Annotated in this window: 20 protein-coding genes; 15 read left to right on the forward strand and 5 right to left on the reverse strand. The window is 55.1% G+C overall.

Annotated features, from left to right (window positions below):
* The first annotated feature begins 224 nt into the window (after positions 1–224).
* The 13 genes from AP059_RS06315 (at position 225) to AP059_RS06375 (ending at position 12941) form a co-directional block, all read left to right on the forward strand.
* Entirely contained in the window at positions 225–884 is a 660-nt protein-coding gene (locus AP059_RS06315; RefSeq protein ID WP_059762379.1) for a paraquat-inducible protein A, read from the forward strand.
* Positions 871–1494 carry a paraquat-inducible protein A gene (locus AP059_RS06320; protein WP_059762380.1) on the forward strand — a complete coding sequence of 208 codons (624 nt, stop codon included), beginning with the start codon at positions 871–873 and terminating at the stop codon, positions 1492–1494. The genes AP059_RS06315 and AP059_RS06320 overlap by 14 nt, the downstream gene beginning before the upstream one ends.
* Entirely contained in the window at positions 1487–3790 is a 2304-nt protein-coding gene (locus AP059_RS06325; RefSeq protein WP_059762381.1) for a PqiB family protein, read from the forward strand. Before AP059_RS06320 ends, AP059_RS06325 begins: the two co-directional genes overlap by 8 nt.
* 460 nt (positions 3791–4250) lie before the next feature.
* Positions 4251–4784, forward strand: coding sequence for a fimbrial protein (locus AP059_RS06330; RefSeq protein WP_059762382.1), 534 nt, complete (start codon positions 4251–4253; stop codon positions 4782–4784).
* Positions 4785–4841: 57 nt separating this feature from the next.
* A complete protein-coding gene (locus tag AP059_RS06335; RefSeq protein WP_371260624.1) occupies positions 4842–5408 on the forward strand; it encodes a fimbrial protein in 567 nt (188 codons plus the stop codon).
* On the forward strand, positions 5409–7979 hold the full coding sequence (locus AP059_RS06340) for an outer membrane usher protein (protein ID WP_082706762.1): 2571 nt from the start codon (positions 5409–5411) through the stop codon (positions 7977–7979).
* A complete protein-coding gene (locus AP059_RS06345) occupies positions 7976–8737 on the forward strand; it encodes a fimbria/pilus periplasmic chaperone (protein ID WP_059762384.1) in 762 nt (253 codons plus the stop codon). Before AP059_RS06340 ends, AP059_RS06345 begins: the two co-directional genes overlap by 4 nt.
* 21 nt (positions 8738–8758) lie before the next feature.
* Positions 8759–9334, forward strand: coding sequence for a fimbrial protein (locus tag AP059_RS06350; protein ID WP_059762385.1), 576 nt, complete (start codon positions 8759–8761; stop codon positions 9332–9334).
* A gap of 10 nt (positions 9335–9344) precedes the next feature.
* The gene (locus AP059_RS06355; protein WP_059762509.1) at positions 9345–9839 is read left to right on the forward strand and encodes a fimbrial protein; all 495 of its coding nucleotides are present in this window, start codon (positions 9345–9347) and stop codon (positions 9837–9839) included.
* Between the two features lie 13 nt (positions 9840–9852).
* The gene (locus AP059_RS06360; protein ID WP_059762386.1) at positions 9853–10332 is read left to right on the forward strand and encodes a fimbrial protein; all 480 of its coding nucleotides are present in this window, start codon (positions 9853–9855) and stop codon (positions 10330–10332) included.
* Positions 10333–10356: 24 nt separating this feature from the next.
* Positions 10357–10899, forward strand: a complete 543-nt coding sequence (locus tag AP059_RS06365; RefSeq protein WP_059762512.1) for a fimbrial protein — start codon at positions 10357–10359, stop codon at positions 10897–10899.
* 68 nt (positions 10900–10967) lie between these two features.
* Positions 10968–11909: a fimbrial protein gene (locus AP059_RS06370; protein WP_059762387.1), complete on the forward strand. Its 942-nt coding sequence runs from the start codon at positions 10968–10970 to the stop codon at positions 11907–11909.
* Positions 11910–12011: 102 nt separating this feature from the next.
* Positions 12012–12941 (forward strand): fimbrial protein, encoded by a 930-nt coding sequence (locus tag AP059_RS06375; RefSeq protein ID WP_059762388.1) that lies wholly within the window; start codon positions 12012–12014, stop codon positions 12939–12941.
* Positions 12942–13011: 70 nt separating this feature from the next.
* Here AP059_RS06375 and AP059_RS06380 read toward each other — a convergent pair whose 3' ends face one another.
* From AP059_RS06380 to mksB, 5 genes are all read right to left on the reverse strand, one after another.
* Positions 13012–16641: a transporter substrate-binding domain-containing protein gene (locus tag AP059_RS06380; RefSeq protein ID WP_082706763.1), complete on the reverse strand. Its 3630-nt coding sequence runs from the start codon at positions 16639–16641 to the stop codon at positions 13012–13014.
* Positions 16638–17267 carry a response regulator transcription factor gene (locus AP059_RS06385; RefSeq protein ID WP_059762390.1) on the reverse strand — a complete coding sequence of 210 codons (630 nt, stop codon included), beginning with the start codon at positions 17265–17267 and terminating at the stop codon, positions 16638–16640. Before AP059_RS06385 ends, AP059_RS06380 begins: the two co-directional genes overlap by 4 nt.
* A 496-nt stretch (positions 17268–17763) precedes the next feature.
* Complete coding sequence (mksF, locus tag AP059_RS06390; protein WP_059762391.1) at positions 17764–20604, reverse strand: Mks condensin complex protein MksF; 2841 nt, start codon at positions 20602–20604, stop codon at positions 17764–17766.
* Positions 20601–21263 (reverse strand): Mks condensin complex protein MksE, encoded by a 663-nt coding sequence (gene mksE, locus AP059_RS06395; RefSeq protein ID WP_059762392.1) that lies wholly within the window; start codon positions 21261–21263, stop codon positions 20601–20603. The genes mksF and mksE overlap by 4 nt, the downstream gene beginning before the upstream one ends.
* Complete coding sequence (gene mksB, locus AP059_RS06400) at positions 21253–22533, reverse strand: Mks condensin complex protein MksB (RefSeq protein WP_059762393.1); 1281 nt, start codon at positions 22531–22533, stop codon at positions 21253–21255. The genes mksE and mksB overlap by 11 nt, the downstream gene beginning before the upstream one ends.
* 168 nt (positions 22534–22701) lie before the next feature.
* On the opposite strand from mksB, the gene AP059_RS06405 reads away from it, so the two are divergent.
* Entirely contained in the window at positions 22702–23484 is a 783-nt protein-coding gene (locus AP059_RS06405) for an SPOR domain-containing protein (protein ID WP_082706764.1), read from the forward strand.
* Complete coding sequence (gene rimI / locus AP059_RS06410) at positions 23477–23929, forward strand: ribosomal protein S18-alanine N-acetyltransferase (RefSeq protein ID WP_059762395.1); 453 nt, start codon at positions 23477–23479, stop codon at positions 23927–23929. The genes AP059_RS06405 and rimI overlap by 8 nt, the downstream gene beginning before the upstream one ends.

Raw genomic sequence — 23929 nt, forward strand, 5'->3', positions numbered from 1 at the left:
TTAAATTCCAGAATCCCTGTCTGCTCACGCAGATGGGGATTTTGTTTGTGCGCTCGAAAAACAATGATTATCGGCTCAGCCTGCAACGTGATCTCAGGTCACTGACCAGCCATGCCGGGTACAACTGCGGCGTGCTTCACCTAAAGTCCTACAAATAGACGCAGTCATTTCATGCTCCGCACACTAGAATGGGCGCAGTCATTTCAAAGCCAGAGACTCCTTATATGCCAGATCCGGTTGACGCCCGCAGGGTGTCAGATTTACCGCTGGACGAGTTAGTGGCCTGCCATGAGTGTGATCTTTTGATGCGCAAGCCGCATCTTGCCCTCGGCGAGAAAGCTCAATGCCCGCGCTGCGGATATGAGCTTTATGCCCATCGTCATAATGTGGTTGAGCGCAGTCTCGCGCTGGTGATTGCGGCTCTGCTGCTCTACGTGCCTGCGAACTTTCTGCCCATCATGCAACTCAATCTTTTGGGCCAAGTCTCACAAGATACCGTCTGGAGCGGCGTAGTCGGGTTGTTCGATACGGGTATGCAAGGTATCGCTGTTGTCGTGTTCCTGTGCAGCATGGGCATCCCACTGCTCAAGCTACTCTGCCAGCTCGCTGTGTTACTCAGTATTCGTTGGAACATAGGACGCGAATATGGCCTGCTTATTTACCGTATTTATCACCACCTGAAAGATTGGGGCATGCTTGAGGTCTACTTGATGGGGGTGCTGGTGGCGATTGTGAAGTTGGCCGACCTGGCGGAACTCAGCCTTGGACTTGGCCTGACCTGCTTCGTCAGCCTGTTACTGGTTCAAGTCTGGCTGGAGGTCGTCATGTCACCTCACCAGATATGGCAGGCCCTCTCAGGGGAGGATGCTCATGCGTGCGATTGATGCCGGGATCTTGATCTGTACCGAGTGCCACGAACTGAACCGGCAAGACCCTCAAACAGATGAACAAACATGCACTCGATGCGGCGCCTTAGTACACGCGCGTCGTCCCGACAGCCTGATGCGAACGTGGGCACTGTTGCTGACGTCAGCCATTCTTTATATACCCGCCAACTTATTGCCCATCATGACGATCAGTTCGTTAGGGCAGGGTTCGCCCAGTACCATCATGGCCGGCGTTATCGAGTTGGTGCAGCACGGCATGATCCCGATTGCTGCCGTGGTATTTATTGCCAGTATTCTGGTGCCAACCTTTAAATTGGTGGGTATTGCTTTGCTGCTGTTCTCTGTTCAGCGCCGCCAGCCTTTATCCGCCCGGCAACGCATCATCATGTATCGATTTATCGAATTCATTGGCCGCTGGTCGATGTTGGATATTTTCGTGATTGCCATCTTGGTAGCAGTGGTTAACTTTGGCCGTATAGCCAGTGTCGAGGCCAACCTGGGCGCTGTGGCGTTTGCCAGTGTGGTGATACTAACAATGCTTGCCGCTGTAACTTTCGATCCCCGACTAATTTGGGATAACACGGAGTCGGACGACGACCATGAGTGATTTACCTACCGCTAAAACCCGCCCGGCCTCTAACTGGTCGGCCATCTGGATTCTTCCCCTCATCGCGCTGATTATTGGCGGCTGGCTGGGCTGGCGTGCTTACAGCGAAACCGGGATCAACATCCAGGTTCGTTTCGAAAGTGGGGAAGGGATCGTCGCCAATAAAACCGAAGTGGTCTATAAGGGCATGCCAGTAGGCAAGGTAAAGACCTTGGCGCTGGATGAAGAAGGCCCTAGTAAAGGCGTCATCGCCACAGTCGAAATGGACAAGGATGTTGAGCAGTATCTGAAAACCAACACCCGCTTCTGGTTGGTCAAACCGAGCGTGACATTGGCAGGCATTACTGGCCTCGAAACCCTGGTGTCCGGTAACTACATCGCTGTTAGCCCGGCGGATGGCGGGCCTACGCGCAAGTTCAAAGCTCTTTCGCAAGAGCCGCCGCTGTCTGACGCAAAGCCTGGGTTGCACCTCACGCTCAAGGCAGATCGTTTAGGTTCACTGAACCGCGGTAGTCCGGTGTTCTACAAACAAATCCAGGTCGGTCAAATCAAGAGTTATGTGTTGTCTGAAGACCAGAGCACTGTTGAGGTCAAAGTTTTCATTGAGCCGACTTATGCCAACCTGGTGCGTAAACACACACGTTTCTGGAATGCCAGCGGCATCAGCATTGACGCCAATCTGTCCGGTGTAAAGCTGCGAAGTGAGTCGTTGGCCAGCATCGTCGCTGGCGGCATTGCTTTTGCGACACCGGAGAATCGTAAAGACAGCCCGCCGACCGACTCAAGCTTGCCGTTCCGCTTGTATGAGGACTTTGATGCGGCGCAGGCCGGGATCAAGGTCAAAGTTAAACTCAGCGACTTCGAAGGTTTACAGGCAGGCCGTACGCCGGTCATGTACAAAGGCATTCAAGTCGGTAGTCTCAAAGGCTTAAAGGTTGATCCAGATCTAACCAGCGCAAGCGCTGAATTGGCGCTGGACCCGTTGGCCGAAGACTACTTGGTAGAAGGCACTCAATTCTGGGTCGTCAAACCCTCTATATCACTGGCGGGCATTACCGGTCTGGAAGCGTTGGTCAAAGGCAACTACATTGCCATACGTCCTGGCGATAAGGGCAGCACACCTGAGCGCGAGTTCATTGCCCGTCCTAAAGCGCCGCCGTTGGATTTACGTTCGCCAGGTCTGCACATGGTGCTTTTCACTGACAACTTGGGATCGCTGGATGTGGGCAGTCCGATTCTCTACAAACAGGTTAAAGTCGGATCGGTTCAGAGCTATCAGTTCTCTCGCACCAAGAAGCAACTGATCATTGGCGTTCACATTGAAAAAGAATATGAAAATCTGGTGAATGCCTCTACGCGATTCTGGAATGCCAGTGGCATAACCCTGACAGGCGGATTAACGGGCGGCATTCAGGTTAAAAGCGAATCCCTGCAAAGCCTGATGGCAGGAGGCATTGCCTTCGAAACGCCGAAAGCGACGGCCCCTTTGCAAAAGCGCATTCCACGTTTCCGCTTGTTTACTGATCGCGATGCGGCCATGGAGCAAGGCGTGCCCATCACGATCAAAGTAGACCGTGCTGACGGCTTAAGCAGCGGTTCACCCATTCGTTTCAAAGGACTGACAGTCGGCAAAGTTGAAAGCGTTGATCTGAGTGATGATCTGCAATCTGTCTTGCTTCAGGCACGTATTACCGAAGTTCCTGATCGCATTGCACGGGTCGGCTCACAGTTTTGGGTGGTTAAACCGGAACTGGGTTTGATGAAAACGGCCAACCTGGAAACCCTCGTCACGGGTCAATACCTTGAGGTGCAGCCTGCGGCCAAAGACCGAGGCCAGCAAACCAGCTTCGTAGCACTGGATCGCGCGCCTGATGCTGCTCTGCCTCAGGCCGGGCTTAGTTTGGTGCTGAGTGCTGCGCGCCGCGGATCGCTGAAAGAAGGTGTACCGGTGACCTACCGCGAAGTTACCGTGGGCAAGGTAACCGGATATGAGCTGGGCAATACGGCGGACCGAGTGCTGGTGCACATCCTGATCGAGCCACGTTACGCACCTCTGGTGCGCAGCGGCAGCCGCTTTTGGAATACCAGTGGTTTTGGTGTCGACTTTGGCTTGTTTAAAGGCGCGACAGTGCGCACCGAATCACTTGAGACCCTGATCCAAGGCGGTATCGCATTTGCAACGCCGGATGACGGCAAAATGGGCAATCAGGCCCGGCCGGAGCAAACCTTCCCGTTGTTCGATGCCTTTGAAGATGAATGGCTTCAATGGGCGCCGAAAATACCACTCGGCAAGTAACCCCCCATAGCCTTTAAAACCGCGATCACTGATCGCGGTTTTTTTTTATTCATTTTTCACCACCACGCTCCCGTGGCCTGTATGACACGCCGGAACGATTTTTTAATGTTCAGTAAATTCCTACAAGCGAATTGAAAATAAACAGTTAGATTCTTCACTGTTTCATCAAGGGTAGAGAGTTGCTCTGCGTATATAAGTCTTTGTGCTCAGTGCGTGGCGATATTTAAGCCTTTGATAAAACAATGCTGAAATTAACGATTGCTTTTAATTGTGCGTTGTTTCGGTGTTCGCATAATCACGGGGCATTCATTTGTCCTTGAGTGATGAGCGCCGTTGTGAACGGGTGCGTGTTTAAACACCTTGCTCGGGTGCAAGGTGTTTTTCAAGTGTCCACGGTCACGTAAACGTGTGAGTAATTAAAGCAACGTATTTTTAATTGACTTACATAGGAACAATTTAGATGAACATTGCAATAAAAACTGCGTTGGCTTCCATGGTCTTTCTGGCAGGTTCTGCCTCTGTTGTTCATGCGGCAGGCGCAGGCCAAGGCACTGTTACGTTTAAAGGGGCGATTATCGAAGCCGCCTGCTCCATTGACCCCGAAAGTGTGGATCAAACCATCGGGCTGGGCCAAGTTGCAAAGTCGGCACTGACCGGGGGGGGCACTGCAACGCCTCAAGATTTCTACATCAAACTGGTGGGCTGCAACGTAACCAGCCTGACCGATAAAACGGTCACCACGACTTTCACCGGTGCTGAATCAGCCGATGTTCCCGGTGCGTTGGGCATCGTCGGGACTGCCAAAGGCGCTGGCGTCATGATGGTTGATGGCAGTGGCACCGCGGTGGTACTGGGCACAGCAACCAAGCCGCAACTCCTTCAGGACGGTAATAACCAACTGTCTTTTGGCGCCTTCTTGAAAGGTCAGGCAACGGGCGACATTACGCCGGGTGAGTTTAGCGCCGTGACGAACTTCTCCTTGGCTTACCAATAAATGTTAGTCCTGCCGCCGTGTAGTCGGCGGCAGGACAAAACAGGAGGGGGAATCAATGTGAAAGTGTTTACGGCGTCAGCGTTTAGTTGCGTGCTTGCCATGTTTCTAACTTCCTGTCTGTCGGTATTTGCCGAGCCACGCCAACAAGGCAGTGGTGTCGTCACGTTAGGTGGGCAAATACTTGATTCCGCATGTGCTCTGGATGCTAACAGCGCTTATCAAGTAATTGATATGACGCCCGTCCCTGTCGGGCGATTAGTTCGCGAGGGAGAGAGCGATCCACATCCTTTTTCATTGCGCTTGATCCAGTGTTCGCTGACCCGCCCTGATCCTGATCGTCCAGGTCAATACTTACCGGATTCGGAACATGTACGGGTGACCTTTGAAGGTTTGACTGATCGTGAGGGGCGCTCTTTTGCTGCCTTGGGATCTTCGCAGGGTGTGGCTTTGCACATAACGGATGTAAACGGTCAGGAAAGTATCCCGGGAGTGCCCATGGACCTGATGCCCTTGGCGGGAGAGGACATGGTGCTCAATTACGTGCTTCAACTGGTTGGCAATGATCAGCCAATAGCTGTCGGAACTCATCGTGCTGCGGTGCGTTTCAGGCTGGAGTATTACTGAATGTATGGGCTGTGCGCGTTATTAAACCCTTTGATAGGCAAGCCAAGACTTCAACCCGGTTTGCTCGCAGGACTCCTGTCGATAAGCAGTGGGGTATTGGCTGCTGGGGATATCCAGTTCAACACCGATATTCTTGATCTGCATGATCGTAGCAATTTTGACCTGTCTCAATTCTCGCGCAGTGGTTTTATCCTGCCGGGGACTTATCCGATGGCTGTGCAGCTTAACAGCGACACACTCCCTGAGCAGTCGGTGGCGTTTCACACCTCCGAACAGGACCCGAAAGACAGCCTGGCTTGCTTGACCCCAGAGTTGGTGGGGCAAATGGGCTTGAAAAAAGAGTATTCAGCTCAACTGACCTGGTGGAAAAGTGGTGAGTGTCTAGACACCCGCAGCTTGCCCGGAATGGAAGTTTCGGGTGATTTGAGCAGCTCCACGCTGCACATTTCGCTGCCTCAGGCTTACTTTGAATACAGCGCTCCCAATTGGGACCCTCCGTCGCGTTGGGATGAAGGCGTTCCGGGTCTGCTGCTTGATTACAACATCACAGCGCAGAACATCCATCAGCGAGACGAATCGGTACGCAACAATTTCAGCGGTAACGGCACCGTGGGTGCTAATGCTGGCCCCTGGCGTTTTCGCGCCGACTGGCAAGGCCGGGCTGACAGCGCTGATACTGGCAATACACAAAAACTGGAATGGAGCCGTTTTTACGCATATCGCGCATTACCTTCTATCCAGTCGCGCCTGACATTGGGTGAAAACTACCTGTATTCAGATATTTTCGACAGCTTTCGGTTTGTCGGTGCTTCGCTGAATTCAGACGACACGCAGTTGCCTCCCAACTTGCGCGGCTATGCGCCTGAAGTGTCAGGTGTGGCCTTGACCAACGCTAAAGTCGTCATCAGCCAGCAGGGCCGTGTGCTCTACGAAACGCTCGTGGCAGCCGGACCGTTTCGCATTCAAGACCTCAATGATGCCGTCAGCGGTTCTCTGGATGTTCGCGTTGAAGAGCAAGACGGCACCGTCACCACTTTCCAGGTTGAATCGGCAAGTATTCCCTACCTGACACGCCCCGGTACTGTTCGTTACAAAGTGGCAGGTGGCCGGCCATCAGACCTGCATAAGGGAGGGCAAGGCAATGCTTTCGCCACGGGTGAGTTCTCGTGGGGGGTGAGCAATGGCTGGTCTCTGTATGGCGGTGCAATCACAGACAACAATTACAAAGCATTTTCCCTGGGTGTAGGACGTGACTTGCTTGCATTTGGAGCGCTGTCATTTGATGCCACGCGTGCTCAAACATCCCTGTCGGATGAAACCTTGTCGGGTGCTTCTTACCGCTTGAGTTATTCGAAGCGATTTGAGGAATTTGACAGCCAAATCACTTTTGCCGGTTACCGCTTCTCCGAGAAAAACTACCTGAGCATAAGTGAATATTTGGATGCGAGTCAGTACGGCGGCCCCGTGGGAGGCAGTAAGTCGCTCTATACCGCAACATTCAATAAGCAGTTCCGTGACGCGGGAGTCTCTGTTTATCTCAACTACAGCAACCAGTCTTATTGGGACCGTCCGGCTAGCGAGCGATGGAATTTATCGTTGGCGCGTTATTTCAATATGGGCACGATCAAGAATATGAGCCTGTCGATGAATCTGTTCCGCAATCAGGAGCGCGATCAACGCAGCGGAGCACAAAGCAGTACCGGGATGTACCTGTCGCTCAGCCTGCCGTTGGGCAGATCGGGGACGTTATCGACGAGCGCCAGCAGAACGATGGACAAAAACAGCTATTCAGCGCGATTCAGTGATCGACTCGATGAGCGCAATAGCTATCAACTCTCGGCCAGTGATAACTCGGTCAGCGGATACCTGAGCCATGTGGGTGATCGCGCCAACCTGGACTTCAGCGCCAGCGCACAAGAAAACGACTACACCAGCCTCAGTCTTTCTGCGCGCGGCGGCGGCACCCTCACCGCCAAAGGGGGGGCTTTGCATCGAAGCGGCAGTATGGGCGGCACGCGTTTGATGGTCGACACCGCCGGTGTGCCCGATATCCCGATCCGTGGATATGGTGCGGCGAGTCGCAGTAACGCGTTTGGTAAAACCGTTATTTCAGACATCAGCAGTTATCACCGTACGGCGGCGAGCGTTGATCTGGAAAACTTGCCAGCCAATGCCGAAGCGACTCAATCCGTGACCCAACTGACCTTGACTGAAGGGGCTATTGGCTACCGCTCACTGGATGTGATCTCAGGCGAGAAAGCCATGGCGGTGATCCGGCTACTTGATGGCAGTACGCCTCCGTTTGGCGCCACAGTGAAAAATCAGAGGCAGCAGGACACGGGCATCGTCAACGAGGACGGAAGTGTTTACCTGAGTGGTATTGAGCCTGGCAAACAGATGACCGTCAGTTGGGGCGGTACTGAACGCTGCACCCTGATGTTACCTGCGAGCGTGCCAGCCGATGGTTTGGTGTCTGCGCTGAACCTGCTTTGCGAAGGCGCAAGTGCGAATGACAAGTCGCCTGCACTCACCCCCTTGACTGACAACGACACGGAGAACAAACACTTATGACGCCTACATCGCGTTTCACGCCGTTGGCACTTGCGCTGGTTGCGTTGTGCCTGCTTAACAACGCCAAAGCGGCCATTGGCCTTGATCGAACCCGGGTCATTTTTGATGGCAGTAAAGACGCTGTCAGCATGAGCATCACCAACAACAACACACAGCTCCCTTATCTGGCTCAAGGTTGGATCGAGGATGAACAAGGTAACAAGATCAGCACCCCGCTGACGGTGCTTCCTCCTGTTCAACGCCTGGAGCCGGGTAAGCAGAGCCAGGTAAAAGTTCAGGCATTGCCCGCCGCTAAAATGCTTCCCCAGGACCGGGAGAGCGTCTACTACTTCAACCTGCGTGAAATTCCGCCCCGTACAGACAAGGCCAACACGCTTCAAATTGCCCTGCAAACCCGGATCAAGCTGTTTTATCGGCCAGCCGCGATCGTTCCCAGCCAGCAGCAGCTGTCCAATCCCTGGCAGCAAAAGCTGACTCTTACGCGGGTTGGGGATCAATACCGGGTGAATAATCCAACCCCGTATTACGTCACGCTCGTCGATGCCCGACGCAGCAAAGATGCCAAGACAGCCGAAGGTTTTGAGCCGTTAATGGTGCCGCCCAAAGGGTCGCTCACCTTGTCCTCCAGTGCCAAAGCACTCGGCGTTACACCGTATATGACTTATGTGAATGACTACGGCGGTCGTCCGACGCTCGCTTTCAGCTGTTCGGGTGATACCTGCACGGTGAACCTGGCGGCCTCACCGGGGGATGAGTAATGCACGCTACAGGAGGCGCTTATGAAACCTGACAGTACAAAGACCCTCGTTTGCCTGTTGTGTGTGCTACTGACGCCCGGCACCCAGGCTGCGGATGAGGACGGTATGGGCGGATTACTGGACATTTCAGGTTCCCTGCACCATTCCGCCTGCATGGTGGAAATGTCCTCGGCGTATCAGACCGTGGAGCTGGGTAATATCCCGCGCAGTCAATTGCAACAACCCGGTGATGGGGCGACGCCCATTGCGTTCCATTTGCGATTTTTTGATTGTCGACGGGCAGCGGGCAGTATCACCAATGAACGGACGGGCAAGCTGGTCTGGAGTGCTTATCACCCGGTGGTGTCGGTTGCATTTCTGGCGCCTGCCGATGCGGATGACTCCCGCCTGGTCCAGGTACGCGGCATCTCCGGGTTAGGGCTGCGCCTAAGCGACTCAATGGGCCGGGATGTGCGTTTGGGGTCTAGAGGCGAACCTTTATTTTTGGCCCACGGCAGTGACACCTTGACGTGGTATGTCCAGCCCACCCGTACCCCGGCAGCGCTGAGCAATGGCGCGTTCAGGGCCGTGGTGGATTTCAGGCTCAATTATGAGTGAGGGTGCAACCATGGCTAAAGCCGTCAATGCCAGAACCTTATGTGTGTGCACTCTGCTGCTTTTAGCCATCAGCGAAGCGGCTCTGGCACAGGTCTCTCTGGCGATCCGCGGGGTCATCATTGCGCCTCCGACTTGCATCATTAATGGCGGGAACACGCTCAATGTTCCGTTTGGTAATGCCCTTATGACGACCCGAATCGACGGTGTGAATTATCGCCGCCAGGTGCCTTATACGGTCACCTGTACGGGCCTGCCCTCAAATGGCATGACCCTGAAACTGCAAGGCACCGGGGCAGGCTTCGACAGCACGTCTCTGAGTACCAACAACGCAGATCTGGGCATCAAACTCTTCATCAATGGTGCGCTCTGGCCCCTCAACAACACGGTGAACTTCACCTACCCGACCTTACCGCGCATGGAGGCGGTGCCCGTGAAAAGGATTGGCAGCGTGCTCAGCGCCGGTGCTTTTTCGGCGTCGGCAACGGTCGTGGTTGCATTGCAATGACAAGGAAAAACACATGAGACTCTGGCTCCAGCCTGCTCTGCTCGCACTGTGTTCCATGGGGCTTGGCAGCAATGCAGTGGCGAACCTTACGTTCGACGGCACATTGGTCGAACCGCCGCCGTGCACGATCAACAGCGGCGGCTTGATAGAAACCGACTTCATGGATGTCGGTATTAGCAAGGTTGATGGCATTAACTATCGCCGACCGGTGAGCTACACGATTACGTGCTCGTCGGGAACCTTGCCATGGGAAATGGTATTGACGGTCAAGGGGGTCGCCACGTCTTTCGAATCATCCGCCGTGCAAACCAGCGTCGCTGATCTGGGCGTTCAACTCTTGCAAGACGGCACGCCCCTGAACCTAAACACGCTTCTGATCATCAACCCTACAACTCCGCCAGTGCTGGAAGCCGTACCGATCAAGCGGCCAGGCGTGCTGCTCGCCACGGGCGGGTTTACGGCTTCGGCCACATTGTTGGCTGAGTTTCAGTAAGGAAGGGTGGTTATGAGAAGTGCAATGCAAGCCAACGGTTTTCAGGTGGGCAGATTATTTTTTTTACTGGCAGGGTTTTTACTGACGCCAAGCCAAGGGCAGGCCGCGGATAACCTTATATTCAAAGGCAATTTGGTGGCTGAGGCCTGCACCCTTCGTCCAGGTGATGAGGCGTTGGCGGTTGAGATGGGAGAGGTCTCAAGCCGCGACCTCTACACAAACACTCGCACGGTGGGCAGGCTTTTCGAAATCCATCTTGAAGACTGCGATTCGAGTACTGCTGATTCGGTCACTACGACGTTCAGTGGTGTGGAAAATATTGAACTTCCCGGGCTGTTGGCGCTGGACGGCGGCAGCGTTGCGAAGGGTATTGCGATAGGGCTTGAAACACCGGCCGACCAACCGTTGCCTTTGAATGTGGTCAGCGATGAACAAGCGCTCAGTGACGGTCACAACGTAATTGCTTTCAAAGCTTATATAAGGGGTGAACCCCAAGCCTTGGCGGATCAATCGATTAGCGCTGGTGTATTTAGTGCGATCTCCACGTTTACCCTGGATTACCCCTAACGGTTTAACTCTTACCCTCCTGCCGCGCGGGGTGCACCGACGCTCTCGTGTGAAGAGAACACTTCAATATGAATTACCTGACCGGCCTCTTGCTGTTGTTGTTCATGCATACCGCTATGGCTTCGCAATGCCGAGTGAATGGCGGGCTTTGGCAAGACGTGACCTATAACTCCCTTTATATTTACGCCCCCGTGCTGACGCACCCCGGTTCGGGGCGGATTTTACTGGATGGGTATCTGATGGAGTGTCGTTATACCCCGGATGGTTTTCCGGCAACGGTCAAAGATTATTGGCACACCTACACGAATGCGTTAGTCCCCGGGCCGAAGTTCTTGAACTACAGGATGGGATTGCGCATTAACAATGTTGATTACCCGATACCGGTAGGCCCTCGCATTCACCTTGCCACGATGTCGAACAATGGGCGGGGTGTCGACTTGCGCACGTATATGTACATCCTCACTCAAGGATCGCCCGGCAGCCCGATTGATATTCGCCGCGGGGACCTTCTAGGCACGATGGTTTTAAAACAAACCAACAATACGGGCAACCCGGTTGAGCCCGTGGTGAGGGTTTATCTATATGCCGATAACAACTTCGTCGTTGAACCGTCGACGTGCACCATCAATAACAATCAATCCATTGATATCAATTTCAGTACAGTGGACAGCACCCAGATTGGTGAGAGTGTTAGCAGTACACCGATCCGCATGCCGGTACGGTTGAATTACTCGTGTCCCGACCCGGGGGTCACCTTGCCAATCAAAATAACGCTCAAAGGTACGGCGTCCTCCTTCAATGCCAATGTGCTGGGCATGAGTAACATCAATTTAGGGGCTGGACTGTTACGTGCCGGGGTGTTGATTGGGCCAGAGCAATCATTTAACAGCATGATCAATAATAGTTCGGGCGGCGACGATGTGGTCTTCGCACTCATACGGCAATCGGGTAGCACTCCGGCCGCGGGGGCTTTTAACGCGAGCGGTACGCTAGTGATGGGCGTGCCCTGAAACAACATCATGTTGAATAAATACGTGTTCAAGGATGCGCGCTCAAGCGAACCGCCTAACGCTTAAAGACTGTCTTCTTGAGTCAATACAAGTGAGAAAACAATGAAACTTATAATCGGTACAGTGCTGTTGCTGCTCATGCAGTCCGTGTCGGCTTCACAATGCCGAGTGAACAATGGTCCTTGGGAGAGTGTGGCCGGCGGCTGGTTTCCGCTCACCGTGCCTTTGATTGATCACCCCAGTACGGGGCGAATTGATCTTGATGGTTACATTATGGAGTGCCGTTACACACCGGATGGGTGGCCTGCCTCAAGCACGGACCGTTTGTACACAAAGCCGGGGGCCTTACTGTCTCCTTATTTTGGTAACTACACGGTGGGGTTGCGCATACGTGGCAGGGACTACCCCAGCCCCGTGACGGGAAATGTCCTGCTGGCCACGATGCCTAATGACGGAAGGGGGCGCAATCTTGAGACCTTCATGTACATCCTGACCCGAGGCTCTCCGGGCAAACCTATTAATATTCGTGCGGGGGATTGGTTCGCCACCTTCCAGCTTCGTCAAGACGGCTTTCATACTGACCATGATGTGGATGTGCTGCTGTATGCAGGCAATGACTTTATAACTGAACCGTCCACCTGCACGATCAACGGCAATCGTCCCATCGACGTCAACTTCAACACCGTCGACCGTACACTCATTGGCGAAGCGGCCAGTAGTACGCCAATACGTACCAACATCCGCTTGAACTACTCTTGCCCAGATCCCGGCATTACGATGCCTATCACCATTACGCTACAGGGCATTCCTGCCTCGTTTGACGCCGGTGTGCTGAGTACGAGCAATCCGAACCTGGGCACGGGAATGCTGCGAGGGGCAGGGCAAGTAAGCCCCGGCAGTGCCTTCTCAACCAACATCGTCAACAGTTCGGGCGGGGACGATGTGACGTTCGCGCTCACCCGTCGACCCGGCAGCGTTCCAGCCACCGGTGCTTTTTCCGGGAGCGGCACGTTAGTCATGGGCATACCTTAAGCCCCAAGGGATGCAGACCTGCGCTGATGGATACCGTGCGACGAGAATGTTCAGTACGCACGGGCCATGCTCAAACCCGATACACCTCAATCACTTCCATCACTTGCGCCATTGCTTCGTATTGTTCATCGACGCGTTGTGCCAACTGGCTCCACTCGGGGCTCAAGCATGCCTGTTCCAGGCTTTCACAGCAGCGCGCCAAATGCTTTGCCTTGATCATTCTTGCCCCGCTTTTGACCTTATGGGCAATATCACTGAGGCCCGGTAAATCGTTTTTGGTGAATGCTTTTAACAGGCACGCCATATCGTCTTCGAGGCTATCGATCAAAGGCTCAAGCAGACTTTTCAGGGTATTGGCGTCCCCGCCGGTGAGTTGTTCGAGGGCTTGCAGATCAATCAGTTGGCTTGAGGGCGAAACATAATGTTCGCTATGCGGATCGACGTTGATCCGATTCGCCGACATTAGTCGGGCTTCCAGGCTTTGCAAACTGATGGGTTTGAACAGGCAATCATTCATTCCCGCTGCCAAGCAGCGCTCGGCCTCCCCGATCTGGGCATTGGCGGTAAATCCCACGATTAAAATGGCGCTGGCGCCAGTGGCTGCCTCCTCTGCACGTACGGTGCGGGCCAGTTCGTAACCATCCATGACCGGCATCGAACAGTCGGTCATGATCATGTCAAAGCGTTCTGCCCGCCAGGCTTTCAACCCTTGCGCACCGTCTGTGGCCTCAATCGCGGTATGCCCCAGATACCCCAACTGTTGAGTCAGCAACCTGCGATTGGGGGGGTAATCGTCAACCACTAATACTTTTAAAGGTCGAGTTTGACAGCCCGCCACACTGGCGACAGGTGCAACCGGCATCTGTGACAGCAACGTCACGATCTCCAGTTGCATGTTGATGCACGTCCCTTTGCCCAGCGTGCTCTCCAACGTCAGCGTGCCGCCCATCATGGCGCACAACTGACGGCTGATCATCAGCCCCAGTCCCGATCCGCCCGGTGTTTGCTGCTGCGGGTTGACCTGGGAAAAACAACTGAATAAACGTTGTTGATCGTCGTTTGAAATACCGATGCCCGTGTCTTCAACCTGCACAGAGAGGTGAAGCCTTTCACCATCATCAGAACGCTTGGCGCGAACACTCAAACGCACTTGTCCGGCCTCTGTGAACTTGATCGCATTGCTGAGCAGGTTGGACAGAACCTGCCTGAAACGCAGCGGGTCGATCAATACGTCGGTGCTGATTTTTGGGTCAAGCTCAACGCTCATCAACAGCCCTTTTTGTTGGGCCATGCCCTCGAATACCCGAACGGTGGACTGGACCAATGCCATCAAGTGTGTGCGTTGCTGATTGAGTGACATGCGCCCGGATTCAATTTGCGCGATATCCAGGATTTCACCAATCAGTTCAAGCAACCCATGTGCCGCTTCAGACGCCACGTTGATCGACTCTTTATCGGCAACGCCTTGTTCGGCTTTTTTCAAAGCCAGTTCAAGCATCCCGATTACGGCGTTCATCGGCGTGCGGATTTCGTGACTCATGGTGGTCAGAAAATCACTTTTTGCCAGATTGGCCTGATCGGCGTGATTTTTAGCTTCTTTTAACTGCTCAAACAGTTGGGCGCGTTCACTGATGTCGATCCAGCCGCCGATCATGCCTGCCACCGCACCGTCGCTCCCCCGATAAGGCAGCACCCAGTGATAAATCGTCAGCACCCGACCGTCAGGCAGTGTCAGCGGGTGGTCGCGTAGCAGTGGGCGAGCGTCTTGCATCACGCTCATATAGTCATTGTGGTAGGCCGTGCTTTGCTGTTTGGGGCTAAACGACAGTTCAAGCAGGCTTTTGCCTATGACGGCTTCGCGACTGACGCCAAAGGTTTCTAGATACACTTCATTGCAAATCAACAAACGTCCTTCACGGTCACGCACATAAATAGGGTGGGGCGTGCCGTCGATCAAGGTGCGCATGAACGCCAGTTGATCACTTAATGCGCGCTCAGCGTGATCGCGTTTCTGAATGAGCCCGCGCAGGTAAGCGATCCACACAACCCCCAGTACCAAGATGCTTGCCAGAATCATCGAGACTTTTAGAAACGTTGAGCGGTGACGCTCCCAATATCGACTGTCCAGCACGACTGCGCTTTGCCAGCGTTTGGTCAGCACATCCATTTCTTCCGGGGAAATACTGGTCAGCGCCTTGCCTAAAATTGAGTACAGCGCTGGCGCATTCGCACCGACCGCCAACGAAAACTGGGCAGGCGTAATGCCCACGGTGCTACGAATTCTTAATTGGCCGCTGTAGTGCTGTTTGATCAAATAACGTGCACTGATCAATGAGTTGACTGCCCCTTCAACTTCGCCCCTGGCAACCATCGCCAAGGCTTGCGCGGAGTTAGTGGCCGCAATCAGTTTCACGCCCGGGAAGTATTGTTTCAGGTAAGGGTGCGTCGTGTTGTCGATCACCAACGCCACTCGCTTACCTTCCAGCATATCCAGTGTCAGCGCGCTCCCCGGCTTTACAGGTGTGACCAATACAAAAGGGGTGGTGAGATAGGGCTTGGTAAAACGCAGGGTATTTTCTCGGCTGTTACTGGGGGTGAAGGCGGGGGTCAGGTCGGCATCACCCTGCTTGATCATGTCCGTCAATTGCGCCACGGAATTGCTGCGTACCAAATCGAATTTCAGCCCTGTACGCGCACTGATCTTGGCCAGCAGGTCGGCCGCCAGCCCGCTGAAAACGCCACGATCATCAAAAAAGTTAAAGGGCAAAAAATCTTCGGTGATCGCCACTTTCAGCCGGGGATGCTGAGTGATCCAGAGCTGCTCTGACGGCGAAAAGTGCAACGGGTCGCGCCCCTCGAATCTCATGCCGCTACCCCCCCAGCGGCTTAAAATTGCATAACTTTCGTCCGGGGGAATGCGAGCCAGCGCGGCATCGATTATTCGCAGTAAACGCGGATTGGGGTGATGGACTGCAAAAGAAAAAGGATGCCCCTCAATAGGGGAGAAGTCTTTGAGATAAACGTTGTTCAAATAGTTTTTATTGATCAGGTAATTGGTGCTGATGGCATCCCCCAGGTACATGTCCGCCTGACCAAAAGCGACCGCGCCAATAGCACTCAGGGTTGAGGCGTATAGCTGCACATCCGCATGCGGATATACCGTTTTGACCTCTTCAAGTGGCTGGTAGTGATACAGCATGGCCAGCCGCAGCCCTTTTGGTTGCGCAGCGTTTTGCAGATTGTTGCCCGCGCGCGTGACCAGCACAGGCGTATCAAGTGCATACGGTGAGGAGAATGCCAGCGCGGGATCGGTCATCTCATAGGCATTGGCCGTTCCCAGTAAATCAATGTCACTTTTTTTTAACGCCTCAATGACCTCGGCGCGAGAATCATACCGGCGCACCTTGAACGGGATGTGTAGCAGCTGGCTCAGCAACCCAGCATAGTCGGCCGTCAATCCTTCGAAATAATCGCTGCCGGTTGAAATATCAAAGGGCGCATAGTCTGGTGCTGAGGTGCCCAGCGTCAGCGAACCCTTGCTCATTAACCATTGTTTGTCGCCCTCGCTCAGGCCCAGAGGCGCAATATCTATGTGCGAACGAGCCAGCAGTTGCAAGTCGACGGAGCCTGCACAACCCGTCGACGTCATACATAACGAGAAGAACAAGGGCAGGTATTGTCGACGTGACAATGTGCTCATTCGACCAGATTGTTGCGTTTTGCGAACTCAGCCAAATAGACCACAGACTTGATATTGAGCTTGTTGAGGACGCGGGTTTTATAGGTGCTGACGGTTTTTTCGCTTAACAGCATGGTTTCAGATATTTTTTTGTTGGATAAACCTGATACTAAATATTGCAGCGTTCTCAGTTCTCGATCAGACAGTGTCTTGATCAGTTGTTGATCGCTTTGGTTGTCGTTCCCCGCAGTGGCGACATTGGCGTTAATGTCATTTAAATAAATGCCGCCACTCATCACGCGATGGATAGCGTGAGTTAACGCGTCCACATCTTCGGTTTTTTCAATAAAACCGATGGCGCCTGCACGGATACAGCGATCAGCAAAAAATGCAGACCCCTTGGAGGTGAGGACCAATACTTTTATGGGTAAACCGAGTATGTGCAGGCGCTTCAACACTTCCAGCCCATCCAGCTTGGGCATTGATAGATCAAGAACAATTAGATGCGGAACATGCGATCGCGCCAAGTCCAGAGCGGTTGCCCCATTATCTGTTTCTGCCGCTACCTGGAAATTGGCTTTCTCTAATACCAACCTGACAATGCGTCGAATAAAAGGATGGTCGTCTACAATTAGGGCCTTACGCATGATATCTCCTACAACTTTTTAAGAATACTTTGTAGGCTGCTGACTTTAGCTATCCCAACATGTTGATAGAAAAGCATTTTCGGATCTGAAAGAGTGTAGTGAGTCACTAGTTGGATAAACATATCTCTTTTTAAGTCACGCAACGTGTAAAGGTTACGGCTTTCTGAAGTGCCTGAGGTAGATGAAATAGGTATGAGATACCACAGTGGTCACCGAAAAAGCATCTAAAACCCGGATAAGCAGTGTTGTTAGAGTGCCAAGCACTGCGGCGTTAAAGCATTTAGCAGTGTGCTGTTTGTTTGTTGGAAGATTGGTAGGAATTTTCTGAAAATAAAAATATATTTTAGTTTCTGATGTAAGACATATTTGTAGACGTTTCGATATCTGCGGTTGTGGATAACTTCGAGTGTGATCGACTTTACGTCTTACTCGCCTGTTGAACAAAAAAAAGGCCGCGATCAGTGATCGCGGCCTTGTGGTGTACAACCTGGGTGCATCAGACCTCGTCCAGCGCTGGCTGTTGTGCAACCGCGGCCAGCGCAGGTTTCACCTCGTCATGGCGGCGAATGTATTTCCAGTCATCCTCATCGATATAAATCCCGTTAGGCCCGCTGCCACCCTCAAGGTCGATGGCCACATGGGCGCACACTTGCGGCTTGACGCTGGCCAGAATCGGCACAAAGCCCAATTGCAAACTGGTTTCGAGCAGCGCGGTCTGGTTCTTTTCATCAATGTCTGCCGCTTCATCGAGGTAGTACGGCAAACGAATGCGCCCGGCCAGGTCACGGTCCATCAAGTGCAGCAACAAATACATGTTGGTCAGCGCCTTGATCGTCATGGTGGTGCCGTTGGACGCCGCCCCGTCGATGTCGGTATGAATCACCGGCTGGCCATTGACCTTGGTGATCTCGAATGCCAGTTCAAACAGGTCCTTGAGGCCCAACTGGTTATGGTTGGCGGCCACCAGACGGGCCAGGTATTCCTTGGCTTCTTCGTTCTTGTTGTCTTGCTCGGCGCTTTGGCTGAGGTCGAACACCGACAATGTTTCACCCTCTTCGTATTGCCCGGCGCTGTGGATAATTTGATCGATGTGCTTGAGCGCTTCCTTGTTGGGCGCCAGCACAATGCGAAAGCTTTGCAGGTTCGATACCTGGCGTTTGTTGATCTCGCGGTTGAACAGCGCCAGTTGGTGCTCAAGGCTGTCGTAGTCGCTGCGAATGTTGCGCAGGGTACGGGCGATATCAGTGACGGCTGCGCGCCGCGCTTTGCCCAGGGTCAGGGCTTCTTCAGTGCGGTGCGCGTACGCGTTGATCAGCAGTTGCAGTCGGCGCTCCATATCGTCTTCGCTGTCGAACTTGGCCACCCCTTTCAAGCGCACTTGTGCATACAGCGCTTCGATCTGGCCGTCGCAGCGCAACAGCCCTTGCCACGTGTCCTGATAGTCGTTGAGCAATGGCAGCAAGTTGTCCATCGAGTCGTCGATCGGGTCCATGAACGGGGTGCCGAAAGGCAGGTCGGCGGGCAACAGTTGGCGGCGGCGCAGGCTGTCATCCAGCGTGCGCTGCTTGGCTTCCATGTCGCCGAGCTGGCGCCCGACCAGTTGCAGCTTGGCCGACAGTTGCTGCACGCGTTCGGTGAACGCATCGCTGGAGCGCTTCAATTCATCTTGCGCCGCTTCAGCTTGAGCCAGTTGCTCCAGTTTTTCGCCTTCTTCGGCACTCAGCGTCTGGCAGCGGCGCAAGTCTTCCAGCGCCTTTTGCGCGTCCAGCACTTGCTGGTACAGCGACTCGGCTTCGTGCTTGCTCGCCGCGCGGTCCGAGGTCACGGCCTGTTGGGTTTTCAGTTGCTTGAGTTCTTTGTCCAGACGCTCTTTTTGATCGCGCAGTGCGGCCCGGTCTGCCAGTGCTTGCAAGGCAGGCGGTTCGATATGGCTGAGGTCGATGGACAGCCCCGGTGCTTCAAAGCGTTCGCCTTTGAACCCCTCCAGGATCATTTCCAGCGATTTGACCCACGCGTCGCTGTCGTCCAGCGCAATCCCGTGCTCGCCCAGCGGCAGGCTGAACAGAGCGCTGTTGAACAACCGCATCAGGCGCTCAACGTCCTGCTGCGAAAATTCTTCGCGCAGACGGGCGTAGCTGTTGTTGTCGGCGTGATCGAGTTGCTGCTTGACTGACTTCAGGCGTTTTTCCAGATCGCGAACCCGCTCGTCCAGGTCTTCGGCGCTGAACTGACGCGATTGCGCGAGCGCGCCCGCCAGTTCGTCGTGCGCGTCTTTGGCGGCGAGCAACTGTTGTTCGAGTACTTTCACATCGTCCACCAGCGCGAAGCGGTGCTTGAGCACCGACAGCTCGCCCAGCCAGCGCTGGATGCCGGTGATTTCGCGCTCCAGGCGCATCAGTTCCTGGGTGCTGCTGCGCTGATCGTTTTGCAGTGCGTCTTGCTCGCCGCGGTAGTGCTCGGACTGAATCAGCAGCTCCTCTTTGCGCGCCCCGGCATAGTCCTGCCAAGTGCCGAGCAATGAATCAAGCACCGGTGACAGGCGATGCAGCTTGCCGCGTAGCAGGTCGCGCTGGCGCACACCGCCAGCCAATGACTCGACCAGTGGCCCGGCGCCGACCAGTGCGTTGTAATCCTGCTCCATGCGCCGTACATCGCGGAACGCTTCTTCACAGGCGGCGATGTAATCGACACTGCCCGAGCGCAGGCTGTGCTCAAAGGCATCGAGGAACAGTTGCTTGAGCTTGGCTGCCGTGATTTCGCGCATGTGCAGCAGGTTGATAAACAGCGCGCGGAAAGTTTTGAGGCTCTGTTCGCTGGTGGAGCGCAGCGGGATCAGGGTGAGGTCGAGCGGGATCGAGGTGTGACCGCCGACCAGCAAGCGCCGCAGTTCGTCAGGCTTGAGTTCGTAGGCTTTCAGGCCGTTGCGCTCAAGGTTGCTGAACAACTCTTTTTGCCGCAGGCAGGTGTCGTCTTTTTGGTAATGGGCCAGGTCCAGCTTGCCGGCGTAGGCGAAAAACTGATGGCCGAAACCGCCTCCGGGGCCGCGCCCGACCACACCAATCACATGCGGGCCGTGGGGCAGGGACACCTCAACGAGGATATAGCTGGTGTCGGAGGCGAAGTAAAAACGCCGCGATTGTTCAAGGCTGTATTTGCCGAAGCTCATGTCCGACATGCGTGCCAGAATCGGGAACTGCAAAGCGTTGATCGACGCCGACTTGCCGAGGTTGTTGGCCCCGTACACCGACAACGGATGTTCCAGCGGGAACAGGCCCAAGCTGTAACCGGCAGTGTTCAACAAGGCAAAGCGGCGTATTCCGTAGCGTTCCTGGCTCATGCGTCCATCTCCTGTTGCTCGGCGGCAATGGCCCGCGCCAAGGCGGCTTCTTCGTCTTCGTCCTCGACCTCAGGGTCGTCCCCTGCCAACACGGGCGTGGGTAACGGCAAGATGCTGTGCAGGCTGGCCGCCAGGTCGCGGTCCTGTTGCACCGACAGGCACACATCGAGAAAACGGTGCATCGGCGGCAAGAAGCGATAAACCCCGTTCTCTTCGTTGGCGAAGCCCAGTTGCGTCATGCGGCGCATGATCTTTTCTTCCAGCTCGTCCTGGGTCGTGACTTCGGCTTGTACAAACAGGTCGCGGTATTTTTCCAGCAGCGCGGGCAGTTCGTCGCGGCCCAGGCTACCGCCATCGAGCACGGCAATCGGGTCGCGGCCCTGATCGGCCAAATGCTCGACGATGATGAACGTGAACAGCGCCAGACGCTGCGCGGTCTTGTTGACCTGCGCTGTGGCGGTGTCGGGCACGAAGTAATAAAAACCGCGGGTATCACACACCAGCTCAAAGCCCAGCGCCTTGAACAGGGCACGGTACTGATCCTGGAAGTTCGACAACTGCGCGTACAGCTCCGGGTCGCGTCGGCTGACGTGGTAGCCCTTGAACAATTCACGAAAAATCGGTGCCAGTTGGGACAGTTCAGACAGATCAAGATGCATGGAGAGGGCTCGCAGTAGGCTCGGCTGCATCTTCGCTGCGTGAAAGCAGGGCGAAGGAGCGCAGGCTGACCAAATGTTCGTGGGTGTGATACTCGCGACGCTCAAGACGTTCGCGCACGAAGCGTTTCTCGCGCGACAAGCGCGAGAACCAATACAGCAATTCGTCGGTGTCGCCGTTGGGCTCTTGGGCCAGCAACCAGCTCATCAAGTCCGGCATGGGCAGCGCGTCACTGCAACGGTCGAGCATTTCCTTGACCGTGCGCGGTGCTTTAGGGGCCTCGCCCACCTTGTGGGTTTTGTGCGCTTTGGGGAACCGGGCGGGTTTGGGTTCAAAGCGCGCGAGCGCATACACGTAGGCCTCGACCTGGCTGGCGCTGCCCAAAAAGGTGCTTTGCGGGCGAGTGAACATCGGCATCGCTGCTTGCGGCACCGCGTCCAGCCCTTTGCGCCGAATAGCCGCCAGGGCCAGTGCCGCGCCACGGGTGACGGCGTTGTGGCGGCGGGCCTCTTCACGCAGCGGCAGCAGCAGTTCGCGGGCGTGGCGCAGCGTCAATTGCGCACTGGTTTGCATTTCGAGGATGCGCGCATGGGTGCGCAGCAGCATGTCGTCATCGACCAAGTGGCCAAGACGTTGCTGTTCACTGAGCATGCGCAGCAGCACATTTTCGACCTTGCGCACGCCTTGTTCGAAGGCCCCGTCGGCATTGACTAACTGAATCATCGGCTCGACGTATTCATCCCACGTCGCCAGCACTTCGGCGTAACGCTGGCGCAACGGGATCTGCCGGTCGCTGGTCTTGGCACGCTCTGCCACAGCCACCAGCGCCTGTTCATCGTTGGCCAGTTTTTTCAGCACATCGCGTACCCGCATATCGAGCAGACGCAGCTGGCGCGCCAGATCGTTGCCGTCGCGGATATCGAACGCATCCTGGATATAACCCGCCAGGCGCTCCAGATGGCGCAGGTAGGCTTCGATCTCCAGGCACAGGCCGAGGCGGTGTTCACGCCGCAAATAGGCCAGGAAGTCATGGATTTGCGCGTTCAGCTCAAAGCGGTTCGGGCTTTTGGCGACCGGCACCAGAATGTCGAGCCGGATCCAGCTGTCGAGCACCTGGGTGATGTCTTGCGGTGTGCTGTCCACCTGATGCGCTGCCAATTGCAGACGCAGCTCGCTGAGGCTCAAGGTGCCTTGGTCGAAGTGTTCACACAAAGGCTCAAGGAGTGCCCAGTGCTCGGCGAGGGCACGTAAAACGCGCTTGGGTTCGATCATGGGAGGGCCGGTCGATTGGCAATGAAAGGCAGCGATTGTACTGCGCACATCTTTACTTGGCGATCTGCTGCCGGATGGCCCAGCAACCATTGGGCGATCAACAGCAGGCGTGAAGGGCAGAAGGGCGGTAGAATCCCCGCTCTTTTGTTATCCACAGATGGCCGACCCTTGTTGAATGAGTCCCGCCGCCGCGCTTACTTGACCGCCATGCAAGTGGTCAGTTGGTTACCGCGCACTGAATTGCCGTTTGCCGCCCCGTCGCGGCCAGAACTGCTGGTGCTTGATGAGGTGCCTGTAGCGCCCGTGATTGCGCAGCCTGTGGCCAAGGCCAAGGTGGTGGTCGCACCGAGCGCACCTGCCGAGCGGCCAAAGATCGAAGTGCCACGGCCTTCGGTCACCGTGCGTGCGGCGAGCAAACCGGTGGTCGAAGCCGACGTCGCGCCTGTGGTGGCCAAAGCGGCGCCCGTGCCGCCCCCGCGTTTTGCCTTGCAGTTACTGCGCGCAGGGCGTTGCCTGGTGTTGGTGGAGTTACCCACAGGAGGGGCGTTCCAAAGCCGCGATCCAGCCTATTTGTTGCTCAAAGACATGCTGCGTGCTGCGGGCTTGCCCGATAGCCCGCAAATCATTGGCGAGCCGATACGCTGGCCTTTGCTGCGCCGTGGCAACGTCGATCAAGGGCCGGATGCGGCCCGTGAATTCGTCCAGGGCTTTCTGATGGCGCGGCTTGAAGACGCCGAGTGCGCCTGCTTATGGTTGATCGGATTGCCTGCGGTACGTTTCGCCGGTGAGGTCAACGCCGAGTCGTTTAATCGCGAACTTGAAATTGAAGGGTTGGGCTGCGCATGGGCGCTGCCGGGCCTTGAACTGTTAATGGATGAGCCACACCGCAAAGCGGATGTGTGGCAAGCCATGCGCCGGCTGATGGCGCGCTGGAAACCTATCAATGAGTGACGCTGTAACGTTCCGCCCGATGACCGAGGCGGACCTCGATGCCGTACTGAAAATTGAATACGCGGCATTCAGCCACCCGTGGACCCGAGGCATCTTTCTCGATGGGTTGGGCAAATATCACATCTGGCTGATGTTTGAAGGCGAGCAGCAAGTGGGCCACGGCGTGGTGCAGATCATTCTGGACGAAGCGCATTTGCTCAACATCACGGTCAAACCCGAAAGTCAGGGCCGTGGCCTGGGGCTTAAACTGCTGGAACACTTGATGTCGATTGCCTATCGGCATGAAGCCCGTGAGTGCTTCCTCGAACTGCGCGACAGCAATACCGCGGCCTTCAAGTTGTACGAGCGCTATGGCTTTAACGAGATCGGCCGCCGCCGCGACTATTACCCGGCAGTGGGCAGTCGCGAAGATGCGGTGGTCATGGCCTGTACATTGGTGGACTGA

Source organism: Pseudomonas sp. TAA207, from assembly GCF_001529285.1.
Taxonomy (GTDB): domain Bacteria; phylum Pseudomonadota; class Gammaproteobacteria; order Pseudomonadales; family Pseudomonadaceae; genus Aquipseudomonas; species Aquipseudomonas weihenstephanensis.